This window comes from Lysinibacillus sp. UBA6686 (genome assembly GCF_002455205.1).
GTDB lineage: Bacteria > Bacillota > Bacilli > Bacillales_A > Planococcaceae > Lysinibacillus > Lysinibacillus pakistanensis.
Genome location: NZ_DKJS01000059.1, coordinates 1 through 15,983 on the forward strand (window position 1 = coordinate 1; position 15,983 = coordinate 15,983).

Sequence of the window (15,983 nt, forward strand, 5' to 3'; positions counted from 1 at the left end):
ACCATTTAGTTTTTCAACACTAAGAAAAACCCTGATGCAAATGGCATCAGGGTTTTGTTGTTGTTTATTCTAATATTGGCTCATTTTCAATTGGCTTTGTCACTTCGTTATCTTCACCAACAACCTCTTCTTGTTGGTAAATTGCCTTACCAGATTTACGTAATACGAAATAGGCACAGCCAAAATTACAAAACTCATATAAATAATCTTGAAGCGTACTAATTTTCGTATCGAAAGTAGATTTTTGATTTTTATCATCAAAAAAGCCTTTTAAGCGTAATTGATTATAGCCCCAATCGCCCACAATATAATCATATCTGGCTAAAATATCTGAGTATCGCTCATTAAATACTTCCTCTTGAAAGGCGTCTCGGTAATCTTCAATAATCTCATATTCATATCCATCAATAATAATCAAAGTGACACCACCTATTCTATGACAGCTTTTGCTTTATAATTCTGCTTGTAATTGTCGTTCTTTTGTTGCTGCATTCACTTGCTCATCAGCATGATAGCTACTACGAACAAGTGGGCCAGCCTCGCAATGCTTAAAGCCTTTTTCCATCGCAATTTTACGTAGCTTCCCAAATTCTATTGGAGAATAGTACTTTTTAACAGGCAAATGCTTTTTCGTTGGCTGTAAGTATTGACCGATAGTCATAATATCTACATTATTTGCTCGTAGATCGTCCATTACTTCCAAAATTTCTTCATGTGTCTCACCTAAGCCGATCATTAAAGAAGACTTTGTAGGGATATCTGGCTGCATTTCTTTTGCCAAGCGAAGGAATTCTAAGGAACGCTCATATTTTGCACGTGCACGTACTCTAGGCGTTAAGCGGCGCACCGTCTCAATATTATGGTTTAAAATATCTGGCTTTGCGTCCATTAAAATTTGCAGGTTCTCTTGCAAGCCACCTAAATCAGATGGTAGGACTTCTACAGATGTAAACGGACTCTTACGTCGAATCGCACGCACCGTCTCAGCGAGTACTTGTGCGCCACCATCCTTTAAGTCATCACGCGCAACCATTGTAATAACAACGTGCTTCAAATTCATAATGGCTACCGAATCTGCTACACGCTCTGGTTCAGCTAAATCTAGCTCATTTGGTAAGCCTGTTTTAACTGCACAAAAACGGCAAGCACGCGTACAAACGGAACCTAAAATCATCATTGTTGCTGTACGACGTTCACCCCAGCACTCATGAATATTAGGACAGCGTGCTTCCTCACATACTGTATGCAGATTTTTTTCACGCATCAGTTTTTTTAGCCCTTTATATTCATCATTTGTGTTTAGTTTAATTTTTAGCCAGTCCGGTTTTCTTAAATGTTCTTCCTTATTTGTGCTTGTAGGTTTACAAGATGTCATACGAATATCGCCCCTATCAAAAATGTGCTTTTTTTATATTAACTATCTTTACTGTTGTCAATGTAACATATTAAAGGAACGGCAACAACTATCACAGCAACTTTTCTATTTATCAAATGGTATAGGTATTTCAAGTGATGGCTGAGTCCCCTCAGTACCATTTGTATAAACATTGGGTACAGGCCCCCTTGTCAATCCCATTGCAACTGGGATATCCTGCGTAATGGTTGAGGATTTACTAGCGAATGGGACAATGATTTGTACATTTACCTCTATACGAATTCCTACTTCCACAAACGCACTGTTAATACCATATTCCGTTATGGAAGAAGTAACATCACTATGCACATTACCAATTACATGAAAGCGTGCTGGAATTTTAGGACCTAAATTCCCCAGTAGTGGAATATTAGCTGCTTGGCTTATTGGTATATAAAAAACAATCCCATTTCCTTCTTTTATTTTATTTAAATCATATTCAATATTATCGAGATCAGGCAAACTCGATAAATCTCCTAGTTCTGCTTGCTCCAAATACATTTTTACTTGCTTTACTGTGTCTGCACGTACTCGATTAATGATTTCTGTATTAATTTTCAAATCAGAGCTGCTGTTGGGAGATACTTCTACAAGAACGTCATTAATATCTAAAACATTTAAAGATGCTTTACTCACAACATAGGATGCAATTTTATTGGTTTGTACTTCAGCATATTGTAAGTAGGTGGGCATAAGTCGCTCGTTCAAAAAATAAATGAATAAAGAAACACCTATAATGATGCTTACGATTAACAAGGTCAAACGATTTAACCGTTTTCCCTTTTTTCTATAGCTACCATAATGACTATAATTACTATATGATCTTAGTTTCATTCTTTTTCGAGGGAAAAACAAAAAAATCTCCTCCTGTTCCATAAAATATGAACAGGAGGAGATTTTTATTCGACCTTGGACGGTACAACATAGTCTGTTTCTACACATTCAATTGTTAAGCCAGGGTAATCCACTAAATTAATTTCATATGTAGCTGATAGTAATTGATTTTGCTCCTCAAAAACACGAATAAATGGGTATGCAGCATTCAAAGTATTTTGTCTTGATACGATGCCTCTACGATTATCCGATAATTTTAAAATAACTCCATTTGGATAATGGACAACCGCCTTTTTCAAAGCTCTCACAATACGTGCATCATAAATAGTACCTGCACCCGCCTCTACAATTGCTAGGCCCTGTGATGGTAGCATTTTCTCACGGTAAACTCGATTTGTGGTCACCGCATCAAAGACATCAGCGACACCAATAATTTTAGCAAACGGATGAATTTCGAAATCAACTAAGCCTCGAGGATAGCCACTGCCATCAATGCGTTCATGGTGCTGGAATGCACAGTGAGCTACTAGCAATGATATAGAATGTAAATTACGTAACAAATCAAAGCCATAACGTGTATGCTTTTTCATCGTATCAAATTCCTCATTGGATAAGCGTCCAGGCTTTGTGAGAATTTCCTTTGGTACCATTAGCTTGCCTACATCATGTAACAATGCACCAATGCCTATCAAACGTAAATCCTCTGCTGAATATCCAAGCTCCTTCGCAATAGCTATCGAATAGAGCGTAACCTGAAAGGAATGTTGGTATAAATATTCATCAAATAAATATGCATCTGTAAGTATTGTTAAAATTTCATCATTTCCGGTAACTGCTGACAGTAACTCATCTACAATTGAGACAATCGCTTTTGACTGCTGGTCAAGTATATAAGAGGCATTCACTGGATTTAATCCATCCATTGATTGAAAAGAACTCTTAATGGTTGAAACTGCCTTATTTCGCATTGCAGTTGGAACGGTTTCCTTTACTTCAATCCCTTCAGAAATTTCATCATCTATATATAAATAATGCATATTTAATTCCTGAAGTCTTTGAATAATGCGGTCATTTATCACAACATCCTTCTTTAATAAAGGATGTCCAGCCTCATTCCAAATAGTTCTTCCTAATACCATTCCTTCTTTTAATACATCGATTGAAATTAATCGCATGACCTCTTCCCCAATCCATTCTAAAAGCATTGATTTCTACGGCTTAAAAATTCTTTGCCCATAATCTATCATAATGTTTCGTAAAAATTCTGGTAGAATATATTTTTTCTTCGCATATTTAAAACTTGGATAAAAATAACCAAATGTAAATAAATCAAGTGTTACTAATTTATAAATTCGATCGTTATCTGCAAGCTTTCCATTGATAAGTAACTGACGATCCTCATTCATGGAAAAGCCATAAGTCAGCATCTTTCCAAAGATTACGCCCCTAAATCCTAGTCCTTTCAACTCAATATAGGGCCACTCTTCATTTTTGGATTGCTGGAATACTTCTTTCATTTCTGCAACCGTTAATTCAATCGTACATAAATTAATTGGATGTGGGAAAATCCTATGCAAGTCCAGTGCCGTTACAGTTCCCTTTGGTAGACCCTCTAAAAATATTCCTGCATTAAATAATGCACAGTCTGCTCCGCTTTTATCCAAGATGGCCCGTGCAAATAAATCGGATAATTGCGAATAATGGAACCATTCCTTATTGTACGATTTTTCCGTTGTAAATATTGGGATATCTAGTAATTGCTTGCCTTTTTCCTCATATGACTGTACAATATCTAGCTCATTTTTAACCTTTGGCAAATCCTTATTATGAATTAAACTATCCTTTTTTTCAACAATTTTCCTCAGTTTTTTATCATATTCTACCACAAGATGCCCTGTATATTGTCCAAATTTTCCTCCACCTGTTAATAAAACGCCATTAACAAGCTTTCCATTCGGAAGAATATGATGGGTATGTGAACCAAAGATTACATCTATTTCTGGGCACTCCTCCGCTAAAAGCTCATCCTCTGTCACACCTAAATGTGACAAACAGACGATAATATCTACTTCATTACGAAGCTGAAGAGCTAGCCGAATTAATGTTCCCCGAGCATCGTCCATTTGCCATTTTAATTCTTTATAATAAATTTCAAACATAGCTGTGGCTGCAATTACTGCCAGCTTAGTACCATGTGTTGTGGTTAATATAACATAGGGCTTCATCCAAAAAGGATTACTTCCCTGTGAGGCATAGACATTGGCAACAACAACCTCAAACGCTGCCTCATCATACAAATGATATAGCTCTTCGTGTGACAATGTTATACCTTCATTATTACCAATGGTCACAACATCGTAACCCGCTTCATTTAGCAGTTTCACATTCCCCTTACCAATTGTAGCCTCTGTATAAATATTGGAACGATCTAAATGATCACCTACATCAAAAAGAAAACTTGATTCGCCCAATGTTGCGAGCTCCATACGCTGCTCTTTCACATAATTTTGCATTCGTGGCCAATACTTAAAATGACTGTGCAAATCATTCGTGTGAAAAATATGAATTTTTTCCAGCATTTTAGCCACCTCTTCTTTTCATTCACATTATTATCTCAACAAGAGATATTCACAATAAACCTTCAATTATGGATCTAATTCCCATCAATAATAATATAACGCGCAACGCTACAACAAGTGTCTCTGATTTTATTCTTTTATTTAATGCTGCTCCAAGCTTTGCACCGATATAGGCGCCTGGGATTACAGGAATTGTATAGAGCCAAGGCACATGTCCTAAATATATGTGACTCGCCGAACCAACAAGCGAGGAAAGAAACACTAGAAACATCGATGTTGCCACAGCAACATGTGGTGGGAATAAAAATAAAATTATCATTGCAGGAACAATCATTGAGCCACCACCGATACCAAATAATCCAGAGGCAAAACCTATACAAAACGTTAAAATAATGGCAAACCAAATTGGATATCCATAAATAAAGGTATTACCTTCAGTATCTGTAAATTCTCGCTGCGTCCCATTTTTTACAAACCATTTTACTGGTTTCAATTTATCACGTACAAGTAATATTGTCGCTAAAATAATAAGTAAAATACCAAAATATAAATTAAATGAAGGTAAATCTAATCCCTTATTTACCCACGCACCAAGCATTGTTCCTGGGACACTACCTATAAAAAATAGTAAACCGCTTTTATAATCAACAGTTTTGGATTTCATAAAGCTTAAGGTTGAGGCAAGCCCAGTAAAAATCATCATTACAACAGATAATCCAACCACTTTTTGGGGTGTTATATCTGGAATCATTCCTAGATTCAATCCTACGAATAATGTTGCTGGCACTAATATTATGCCCCCGCCTAGTCCAACTAGTGCACCTACTAAGCCGGAAAACAGTGCAATAATGACTAAAAGAAAAAATTCCATTATAGTTCCCCTTCAAACATATTTAATTGTTTAGGTGCTAGTCCGACATCTTTAATGTCTAAGATACCTTGTAGCTCCTTCGCATTTTTAGCAGCATGCAGTCCTGAATTATTATTAAATAATACATAAAGCTCCTCCACCTCAGTCTCAAGCCCTTTGATATGATGCCCAAGCTGCTGCAATTCTTCTTTATTATAATCGTATAAGAACCGAACTTTTCGCCAATTTTCAGCATTTCCGGTGTTACGCCAGCCATGAATATTGCGACCATGAATTCGAATAAGTGCCTTCTTAGCAGTAACAGTAGGATAAAATGGAACTGATCCAACACCTGCTTGTGGCTCATCACAAATGGTATGAATAAATTGTTGCTCTCGTAAGAAATTCATAGTTTGCTGCACGACAGGCTCTGCATACCATGTTTGATTTCTAAACTCTATAGCCACCTCAAAATCCTTAAGCTGCTGTCGTATATACAACAAATATTGAACATTTTTTGCCTGACAATCAAACCACGGCGGAAACTGAGTAAGAATCATTCCTAGCTTACCATGGTATTTAAATTCATTGGCACATTCGATAAAGGCATTAAACATATCATTTTTTGATTCAAAAGGAATATCCCCCCGTAAATGCCCTGTCATGCCTTGATAGGCTTTGACAACAAAACGGAAATGATCCGGCGTATCCTGACACCATTTTTGTACATTCTCTTTAGATGGTATAGCATAAAAAGAAGTGTCTACTTCAACCGTTAAAAAATGACCCGTATAATCGAATAATTTATCTTTTGAGGCAGTCACTCCACTGTAAAGTGAAGGATGATCGCCCCAACCAGTTAATCCAACTCGTATCATGTGACCCCCTCCTCTATGTACATTATCATAGCATACAGTTTCTACTTCCATATAAACACAAAGTAAAAAAATCGTATTCACTGATTCTAAGAACGAATAAAAAAACTGCACCCGATTGTTTAATGTGTACAACAATCGGGATACAGCATACTAATACATTTCCTTTTTTTATTAAACCAAGTAAATGGTTTGATCCTTGTCTTCACCAATTATTTTAGAAGGTATTGTTGAACACTTTCTAAGAATTTAATTCGGCTATATGCTGGGCCACCTTCCATAAGAGGGTCTACAACGTTGACAAATACTTGATCATTTTTAAAGGCAGTAATATTTTGGACAATTGGATTCTTTTTAAAATCTTCTAATGCATTTGGGGCATCAGCATTTTCATCAGCAGAGAATTGTATAAACACATAGTCTGGGTTCATATCAGCCAATTGCTCCACAGAAATAGCTTCCTGTGACTTAGCCTTGCTTACCTCATCAGGTACTTCTAAGCCAAGCTCTCCATATAATACAGGATTGAAGAACACCTCTTTTGGATACACATAAGCTTGTCCACCTCGCATACGAATAGCTGCCACTTTTTGACCTTTTAATTTCTCAATTAACGTTGCTTTAGCTGCTTCGATATCAGCCTTATATGTAGATAGGATTTTCTCTGCGTCTGCTTGTTTACCAGTTAATTCAGCTAATAAATTTAAATTATCTTCCCAGTCTGTAGAGATATGTGAAACTAAAATTGTAGGAGCAATTTTCTCCAACTTCCCATGTACTTCCTCTGGAAACTTTGTTGAGCCTAAAATAACATCTGGAGCTAATTCTACTATTTTTTCAAAGTTCGGTTTTATTTTCTCCCCAATGGATTCAGCTTTGTCTGTCACAGAAGCATAGAGTTCAGGGAATTTTCCACCAACAGCAATAGCTCCTACTGGATGCACATCAAGTACAACCATATCTTCCATTGCCTCCATTGCGCCTGTTACAACGATTCTTTCTGCTTTTTGTGGAACTGTATAGCTTTCACCAAGATATTCTATTGTTCTTGTACCTTTTTCATCTGTACGCTCTTGTTTGGTTTGTGCTGTTTCCCCGCTTTCGTTTTTATCAAGTGATGTATTTTGCTCACTTTCCTTTTCTCCTGAGCAGGCAGCTAAAACGAGCATAAATAATGTAATAAAACCAATAAGTAAAAATTTCCTTTTCATTCTGTCAAAAACTCCTTTGTCAATTATGTGTGAATACCAATCTTTCTGTTTAACCGCCTCTTTCTATGTAGTTATTTTGAAAAAGTATTATCAGCTCCTGATATAAGTGATATTGATAATCATTATCATTGTAGTATTAAATCATTATAAAATCCAGTGTTATTTCATTAATTAGTGAAATTAATTATCAATTAGACTTTATTTATACAAAAAAGGCATCCTAATTAAAGGATGCCTTTTTATGGGTATTTCATTAAAATTAAAGTTTTACGATGTTTGTAGCTTGTGGTCCACGTTGACCTTCTTCTACTGAGAATTCAACTTTTTGACCTTCTTCTAATGTTTTGAAACCGTCACCTTGGATTGCTGAGAAGTGAGCGAATACATCATTTCCGCCTTCTACTTCGATGAAGCCAAAACCTTTTTCTGCGTTAAACCATTTTACTGTACCTTGTGTCATTTATATGACCTCCACTAATTGTATTAAATAAAATCATTATTGCTTCAAAAGAAAAAAATTCACAAATTACAAAAAGTATCTAACAAAACACGATTACTCTTTGTAATTTGTGAATTCATTGTTCTACCGCAATTAATTTTATTACTTTAATTCTATGATAAGTTTTTGTATTTGTCCAGTATAATGTCACTATTACCCAAAAAAAGTCTAGAAATCAAAGATTTTGTGACGTTCTCTGTCTGACTTGTGTACTTATCGCATTATATAATCCTTCTTTCAGAATATCTGCTAGTAGCAACTATGTATGAAATCTAACCTTTTTTCTAACAAAGAGAGAGTTTGAAACCAGAAAGAAAAAAGGAAATAATTAAATTGATAGTTGGAGGCGATTTGTATGAAATTAAGATTTGAATCAGAGGAAGGAACTTCCATATTGAATAATCTTTATTTTGATGGCTATTTAAAAGTGTTTGCAAATGATAACAATGAAGACGAGCTACTTTTCTTTACCACTACTGGACACAGTACTATTTTAGGTGATTTTACTAGCAAATTGAAAACACTTCATCAAACAGGAAAAAGTCAAAAATTAAACCCATTTGGTAACGTAGATATTCTTACTTTAGAAAAAAATGGGTCCAAACTTATAGTTTCTCATTCTAAAAGAGTTGGAGAAAATAATCAGTGGCAACATATATACAATTTTACAGAGTTTGTAGTAGCTTATATCAAAGAATTACAACGATATTTAGCTACAGCGAAAAAAGCAGATACAAATATCACGACAATGAATACTTATGTTTATCTGAAGGAGGGATTAGACACATTACAGGCGATTATTAAATAAACTTTTATTAAGCAAAGATCCTAAAAAAGACCAAGACAGCAATTAAGCTTATCTCGGTCTTAGGATTTTAATTTATCAGGGAATAAATATAAGTGTCATATGAAATATTATTTTGATGTATATATTTTTTTAATACCCCTTCTTTTTCAAAGCCAGCTTTTGTTAACAGCTTGTTCGAGGCATCATTTTCAGTGAAAACGATTGCTCCTATACGCACTAACTTCATCTCTTGGAAGCCGAATGAAATTACTTTATTAACGGCTTCCAGTGCATAGCCTTTTCCCCAACTCTCTGGGAAAAGTGCATAACTTATTTCTGCTCTTTTATGCTCAGTTGACCACTCTTGAAAACCAATGGTACCAATTATGCCTGCTTGCCCTTTTAATTCTATTCCCCATTTAATTCCGCATTCTTCCTCATAGCTCTTTGAAAAGTTATTAATTATTAGCCTAACTTGATCTAAACTCGTTAATGGATTCTGCCCATAATGACGTAGTACATCAGGATTAGAAAAGCAATTTAGAATTGCCTGGGCATCATTCACTGTGAGCTCTCGTAGCACTAATCGATCTGTATGTAAAACAGGAAACATTTTCACACCTCTTCCAAGTAAGTTATATCTTACAAATTTTATATTAAAAGTATGAGGATTGCATTACTTATTTTTCTTCATTCAGCAAAATGTTTTCTGTAGTGAAAGTATAGTGGCAGCTACAATTATGCCAAGGCGAAATTGATCATGTCTTCACTAAATGATAATATGCAAATCTAGTAACAATTAGTGATTATCTGTTCATTCCTCAAATCCCATTCCTGAAAACTTTAAACACCTTACACCTGTCCGTTCAAATTAAAACAGAACAATATTAAGTAACCAATCTTTTAAAAGATTAGTGATAATATATTTCTTAATATTAATTTGGAAACTGTTAATCACCTTCTACGAAGCGAGTAATTATTGCAAAATGAACTATGTAGATTATAAAGGTCTCATTGTTTTCAGACATGTTATCATACACTCACCCATTACGAAGTGTTTTCTTATCTCCATAACCAACCTTACAAGCAAACTAAAATTTATTTAAACATAAAAAAACATCAAACATTATTTTTTTTGATGCAGCCATTTCGATAATATTTAACTCAATAAATCCCCTTTAAGAAAACTTAGTTACATTGTTTGACCTTCCCCTTACAGGATACTTTATATTTAAAGTAATTTAAAAGGAGGTGATTGTTATGCTTACAATTGGTGAGTTTTCAAAAATATCACATCTTACACTCAAGACGCTGCGATACTATGATGAAATTGGACTTTTAAAGCCTGATTTCATTGATGCTAATAATAATTATCGCTATTATAATTTTTCCCAGCTAGAAACAGCTTTATTAATAGCACGATTAAAAAACTATTTATTTTCGTTAGAAGACATCAAAATTATTTTAACTAATAGAGAGGATACCGAACTCCTTAGTAATAAAATGAAAATCAAACAAGAAAATCTGACACAACAACTCACAATTTATTCTTCTATGTTAAAAGAATTAAAACTAGATATTCAAGTGTTAGACAAAGATGGAAATATCATGAGCTATTTAGATCAGATTGAGATTAAACTTGTGGATCACATAGCCTATGATATCTTTTCTCAACGAAAAAAAATAAATACCGCTGATTTTTTAAAACACTTTAGTGAATTATTTAGTAAAATCTTGTTTAGAAATTTATCACCTAGCGCAAAACCACTTACTATTTTCCATAGTTCTGAATATGAACCTGATAATTATGATGTCGAAATTGCGATTCCACTTACAAATGCCACAAATGAAACAAAAGTGTTTAATCCTGGTCTTTGCGCAATGGCTACGCTTATTGGTTCTTACGATAAACTACCTTCCATTCATACTAAACTACATGTATGGATAAATGAAAATAACTATAAATTGAATGGTGCACCGTTTGAAGTTTATCAAACAGACCCCTATAGCACACAAGAGGATAATAGTATCATAGAAGTATTTTTTCCAATTAAATATAAATAACGAAGGGGTGCCTTATTGTGTATGGTATAAACAATTCTACGATAAAAGAAAAAATCTTAATTTTAATAGCTGAGATTATCTATTTAATCACTGCATATTATTTACTTTTCATTACATATGAAAAATCCGCCATTTCTCTCGGACTTTTTATTGCTTTAATTATTACAGCTTTGCGATTAACAGCTATGATGTTTATATGGTTACCTAGAGGTATTGCAATGCAGGAAGCTCTCATGAACAGTATAGCCTTTGGGATTTACTATTTGGGCTTTCCCATTTTAATGATTACTAGTAAACAGGATCCAAACTTAACAATACTCATTGTAGGTTGGATATTATTTTTAGGAGGGAGTATGTTAAACACAATTTCTGAATTGCTTAGAAAACCTTTTAAAGACAATCCTCTAAATAAAGGTAAGCTCTATACAGGCGGTTTATTTAAATATGCGATTCATATTAATTATCTTGGAGATTGCCTTTGGGTACTAGGCTTAGCGCTAATCTCTAACAATATTTATAGTTTGCTAATTCCTCTTGGTTTATTTTTCGTATTTGTTTTTGGCTATATTCCAAAATCAGATGATTACTTACAAAACAAGTACGGACAACAATTTACATTATATAAACAGAAAACTAAAAAACTAATTCCTTTCATTTGGTAAAAAGTTACAAATTCAAAGTCAAAGATCACCTGTAATTGGGTGATCTTTTTTACTCAAATCAAAATTAATTCAGTACCTAGTCATTTTCTTGATAACTAATATTTTTCATAGGTTTTTTCTCTATTAAACAAAGGCAGGCTAAGGTTTCCCCTAGCCTGCCTTTGCTATATCTTATTTTGAAAGCTGCTCATTTCCATCTTCATCAATAAAATATGAGTGAGATTTCGCTGCTTCTTCAATGTCATCAAACGCCCAGTGAGTTGCTTTTACATCTGGGAAGCTTGTTGTTGTTACGCCTTGTAGTGGACCACGCTCGAACATGCGGTTCATCATCACCACAGCCTGGGCACGTGTTAAATGCTCGTCTGGCGCAAAGCTACCATTCTGACGACCATTGATGATGCCTGCCGTACGATTTGCTTCGATAATCCATTGTGCCCAATGACCTTTTGTATCATTGAATGTAATCGCTACCTTCTCTTCGATAGGCAGTTGCTTAAAGTTCGCTACTACCGTTGCCATTTGCGCACGCGTAATGTTTTCACTTGCACGGAAGTTACCATTGACGTCGCCATTCATAATGCCACGCTCTTTGACAAAGGCAATGGCACCCGCTGCGTAATGATCACTTGGAATATCCTTAAATGGTGCAGTGTTTGCTGGTCCATCTGTATAGCCTAAAATACGCGCAATCATTGTTGCCACTTGAGCACGTGTTACGTTTTTCTCGGGGCCGAATGTGCCATCTGGGAAGCCTTTAATGTACGCTTCATGCTCTTTTACTTCTAGGGATGGCTTTGTTTCTTCCTTCTTATTGACCTGAATAATCGTAAATGTACTGAACTTCTCGACTGTGAAGCGTAAGCCTAGCTCACCCTTCGCCATTGTTACTACCTCAGGGATAATTACTTTCTTCTCCCCGTCGGAGTGTTCAATAAATACCGCTAATTGCTTCAGGAATGCCTCACGCTCTGCTGTATTTGTTGGGATTTTCACGCCTTTTAATGGCAATGTTACCTGTACAGGACGACTTGGCATATTCGTTTCGATTGTCATTGGACGTGCTATCACATGGACATCATTGCTTTTCAGTGTCTCACGTACTACGCGCTCTACACGTGCACGCTCTTCAATCGCTTGACGCTCACTTTCCTTTTTCACGGGTACTAAACGGAAGTAGAAGTTATCGTCAATGCCTTCCATTGAACTCACTGGAATCGCAATATGTCCATTTTCCGATGAAATTTCTAACGATAAACCGTTATCACGTAGTAATTTCAGGGATTCTTTTGGAATTTCGACCTTCGCTTCCTTCACTTCATCATTGACATCTGGCAATACGATACGAGCAATATTGTTGCCGATTTCCTTTGCCTTTGCCACAGCTTCTTTGGCATTCGCTTCTGTAAGAGCTACGAAGTCCGTGATGTCGCCGTTGGCATGCTTAGTACGTTCAATTTCTACTGTTGTTTTTTCCAGTGGTTTTTCTCCATCGATTTCAAGCTCCACTCGGATTTTTGTTTTTGTGTCGCCCGGTGTCGGCGTAACTGGTGGTGTTGGGTTTGGCGTCCATGAACCACCCCCACCTGTGTAGGCATCGCGATATACTTTAATCGTATATTGTCTTACATTGCCATTTGCATCTTTCACTGAAATGACAATGATATTTTCCCCTACCTGTAGTGGAATTTGTCCAATAGCACCTAACTGTCCATTAACCGTTGTTGTGACTGTAGCGCCAGCCTCTACTGGAATCGCCGTAAAGTCAATGACGGATGTTGAATAGCCAACTGTCATTGTGTAATCTGTTACCCCTGTTTGGAAGCTTGGGCTTAACGTACCTGTTGATGGAGTTAATGTGCCTAACCCTTTGCCTATTTTCACAAGCGCATTTTGTGCCCCTGTTAATGCTGCTAATGCTTTGTCTACTTCTTCCTGTGTTGCATTTGGATTGGCTAGGATTTCTTTTGCTTTATTTAAAGCTGTTTGATAGTTCGACCAGCTTGCCGGTGTATACTCACCTGCAACTAAATTTTTACCTTCTTCTACTTTTTGCTGAAGTGGCACTTTGTTCACTATTGGTGTTGTTGCCACTGCGAATGTATGTTTCTTTGTTACCGTTTGTTGACCATTTGTTGCTGTTGCGATAATTGTGTATGTGCCATCTGGTAAATCTGTTGGTGGTGTAAATGTCCATTCACCTGTCGTTGGGTCGACTGTTGCCGCCACATCTACCAACAGAGGCTCATCCTTGTCATTTTTCAAGATAATTGTTACTGTAGATGGCGTTGTCGTTACATCCACCTTCCCACCAATTGTTGGCTGCGGATTAGCCGTCACTGCGTCTGGCTTCGTAATTTGGAATGCAGAACTATATGGATCTTCTACAGGCAATTCAAATTGTTCGATTGCTGCACCATTTGTTCCTTGTAAGTTCCCTGTGCCATCGTATTTCACTTTTACAGCTTTATCTGTGACGTCTGGATTATTCGGGAAGGTTAACACTAACTTATCCCCAACTATTTCAAAATCAGTAGGTACTACTTTAGTGCCATCCACTGTTATTGCAAAGCCCGCTAAATCTGTTAATTGAATATTTTTATCAAACGTTACTGTGACTTTATTGGCACCTGCAGTTTGTTCAAGTACAGCTGTTTTTGCTTTTGGTTTCACAAGTACTAAATTATCTATGGCATTTGATAAATTTGTTAATGCCTCATTTACCTCTTCTTGTGTAGCAGTTGGATTCGTTAATACGGCTTTCGCTTTCGTTAGTTCTTCTTGATATTTACTCCAACTTGCTGGTGTATAGTTTTCTTCCGTTAATGTGCCTTCTTCATTTACCTTTTTTTGTAGCTCTGTTTTGTCTATTAATGGTGTTGTTGGAACTAATGAACCCCGTGCCTCTGTTAATGCTGCTAATGCATCATCTACATCTTTTTGTGAAGCATCTACATCAGCTAAAACTGATTTTGCTGCAGTTAATTTTAGTTGGTAATCATTCCAACTACTTGTTGTATAATGAGCTTCTGTTAAAGTCGATTCTTTATCAACTTCTGCTTGTAGAGGTTCCTTATAAACAGTATCTGCCTTAATTTGATCTGCTGTTAATGTAATTAAACGGAAGCCTACAATTTCTCCAGTAAGATCATCTACTTCGTAAATGCCGACATACTTAATTGTTGTTGCATCGACACCTGCTATATCAGCATCTGAAGTGTAAGGCTGTGCCCCAGTCGGAATAGCTTCACCTGGGAATGGGAATGACAATATTTTGTCAGAAACAACCATTTTCAATGATGTACCGCTAGATTTAGAGGGTGCCACATCTACTTTCGTTGTACCAGGATTAGTTCCTTTTGATGCTGTTGCTGTTAGTATCTCAGCAGGAGTAATTGCACCATCCCAGAATTTTATAGAATATACTTTCCCGCCTGTTGTTTTTTCAAGTCCGCCTGATTTATAGTCATCATGGAAAAAACCAAATCGAATTTTGCCATCTACAATAGAGGGGGTAGCTTCTCCTCCTATATCGTTTACTTCAATTTCTTTTTCGAATACACCATCCACCATCATATAGGCAGTGAACTTTTTTGTACTTTCATCTCTTGTAGCAATAATATCAATAATACTTTTTGGAGCAGCTGATGTAATTCCATCAGTACCTATGTTATAGAATTTTAATTTATTTTTTCCTGCAAAATAAAATCCTGTATCCAAAGTTTTATTTTTATAATCAATAATTTTTGTCCAGGTACTATTAAACATATCATAAGAAAAACGTACACTTATTGTATAGCTTTTATCAATTCCTTCTGCTACTTTAGCTGGATCAATATCTAGCGTGAAACCACCTCCACGTTGAGTATTTGTTGTCCATTGCCAATAAGGTCCTGTACTATCAGAACCGTATGCTGTAGTTGTATTACCGTATGTGTTGTTGTTATGTGTTCCAGAGACCTCTGTTAATGTAGAATTACCTTTTTTATCTGCTGGTAATATATTTCCTGATCCTTGGTCCGTAAATTCATAATCTACAATTAATTCAGGTGATGCGCTTGCTGCTTGTGCTTGTTGTGGAACACCCATAAATGACACTGTACTCGCTACTAAAATCATCGCGAGAAACGTATTTAATATTCGTTTCCATCCTTGTTGTCGCTTTGTCGCTTTCATTTTGTTCCTCCAATCTTTTAAAAATTTCATAG

General features: G+C 35.9%; 14 protein-coding genes. 3 read left to right on the forward strand and 11 right to left on the reverse strand.

Annotated elements, in window-relative coordinates; all coding sequences use genetic code 11:
• Window positions 1–64: 64 nt before the first annotated feature.
• The 9 genes from B2R82_RS15295 to B2R82_RS15335 all read right to left on the reverse strand — a co-directional run bounded on the left by B2R82_RS15295 (window position 65) and on the right by B2R82_RS15335 (window position 8,223).
• Window positions 65–418, reverse strand: coding sequence for a YutD family protein (locus B2R82_RS15295; protein ID WP_054770580.1), 354 nt, complete (start codon window positions 416–418; stop codon window positions 65–67).
• Window positions 419–451: 33 nt separating this feature from the next.
• Window positions 452–1,375 carry a lipoyl synthase gene (gene lipA / locus B2R82_RS15300; protein ID WP_283869357.1) on the reverse strand — a complete coding sequence of 308 codons (924 nt, stop codon included), beginning with the start codon at window positions 1,373–1,375 and terminating at the stop codon, window positions 452–454.
• A gap of 105 nt (window positions 1,376–1,480) precedes the next feature.
• On the reverse strand, window positions 1,481–2,248 hold the full coding sequence (gene yunB, locus B2R82_RS15305; RefSeq protein WP_286925742.1) for a sporulation protein YunB: 768 nt from the start codon (window positions 2,246–2,248) through the stop codon (window positions 1,481–1,483).
• A gap of 65 nt (window positions 2,249–2,313) precedes the next feature.
• Window positions 2,314–3,423: an HD-GYP domain-containing protein gene (locus B2R82_RS15310; RefSeq protein ID WP_313373243.1), complete on the reverse strand. Its 1,110-nt coding sequence runs from the start codon at window positions 3,421–3,423 to the stop codon at window positions 2,314–2,316.
• Between the two features lie 36 nt (window positions 3,424–3,459).
• On the reverse strand, window positions 3,460–4,827 hold the full coding sequence (locus tag B2R82_RS15315; protein WP_286925744.1) for a bifunctional metallophosphatase/5'-nucleotidase: 1,368 nt from the start codon (window positions 4,825–4,827) through the stop codon (window positions 3,460–3,462).
• Window positions 4,828–4,876: 49 nt separating this feature from the next.
• Entirely contained in the window at window positions 4,877–5,698 is an 822-nt protein-coding gene (locus B2R82_RS15320; protein WP_286925745.1) for a sulfite exporter TauE/SafE family protein, read from the reverse strand.
• Window positions 5,698–6,555: a DUF72 domain-containing protein gene (locus B2R82_RS15325; RefSeq protein WP_286925746.1), complete on the reverse strand. Its 858-nt coding sequence runs from the start codon at window positions 6,553–6,555 to the stop codon at window positions 5,698–5,700. The genes B2R82_RS15320 and B2R82_RS15325 overlap by 1 nt, the downstream gene beginning before the upstream one ends.
• A gap of 209 nt (window positions 6,556–6,764) precedes the next feature.
• Entirely contained in the window at window positions 6,765–7,763 is a 999-nt protein-coding gene (locus B2R82_RS15330) for an ABC transporter substrate-binding protein (protein ID WP_286925747.1), read from the reverse strand.
• 259 nt (window positions 7,764–8,022) lie between these two features.
• Window positions 8,023–8,223 (reverse strand): cold-shock protein, encoded by a 201-nt coding sequence (locus B2R82_RS15335; RefSeq protein WP_054770577.1) that lies wholly within the window; start codon window positions 8,221–8,223, stop codon window positions 8,023–8,025.
• Between the two features lie 394 nt (window positions 8,224–8,617).
• On the opposite strand from B2R82_RS15335, the gene B2R82_RS15340 reads away from it, so the two are divergent.
• Window positions 8,618–9,070 carry a hypothetical protein gene (locus B2R82_RS15340; RefSeq protein WP_286925748.1) on the forward strand — a complete coding sequence of 151 codons (453 nt, stop codon included), beginning with the start codon at window positions 8,618–8,620 and terminating at the stop codon, window positions 9,068–9,070.
• A gap of 67 nt (window positions 9,071–9,137) precedes the next feature.
• On the opposite strand, the gene B2R82_RS15345 is transcribed toward B2R82_RS15340, so the two are convergent.
• Window positions 9,138–9,662, reverse strand: a complete 525-nt coding sequence (locus B2R82_RS15345; RefSeq protein ID WP_286925749.1) for a GNAT family N-acetyltransferase — start codon at window positions 9,660–9,662, stop codon at window positions 9,138–9,140.
• Between the two features lie 647 nt (window positions 9,663–10,309).
• Between B2R82_RS15345 and B2R82_RS15350 the strand changes: the two genes are divergently transcribed.
• Window positions 10,310–11,113 carry a MerR family transcriptional regulator gene (locus B2R82_RS15350; protein WP_286925750.1) on the forward strand — a complete coding sequence of 268 codons (804 nt, stop codon included), beginning with the start codon at window positions 10,310–10,312 and terminating at the stop codon, window positions 11,111–11,113.
• A gap of 17 nt (window positions 11,114–11,130) precedes the next feature.
• A complete protein-coding gene (locus tag B2R82_RS15355) occupies window positions 11,131–11,775 on the forward strand; it encodes a methyltransferase family protein (protein ID WP_286925751.1) in 645 nt (214 codons plus the stop codon).
• A gap of 171 nt (window positions 11,776–11,946) precedes the next feature.
• On the opposite strand, the gene B2R82_RS15360 is transcribed toward B2R82_RS15355, so the two are convergent.
• Window positions 11,947–15,951, reverse strand: coding sequence for an S-layer homology domain-containing protein (locus B2R82_RS15360; protein WP_286925752.1), 4,005 nt, complete (start codon window positions 15,949–15,951; stop codon window positions 11,947–11,949).
• Window positions 15,952–15,983: the final 32 nt, after the last annotated feature.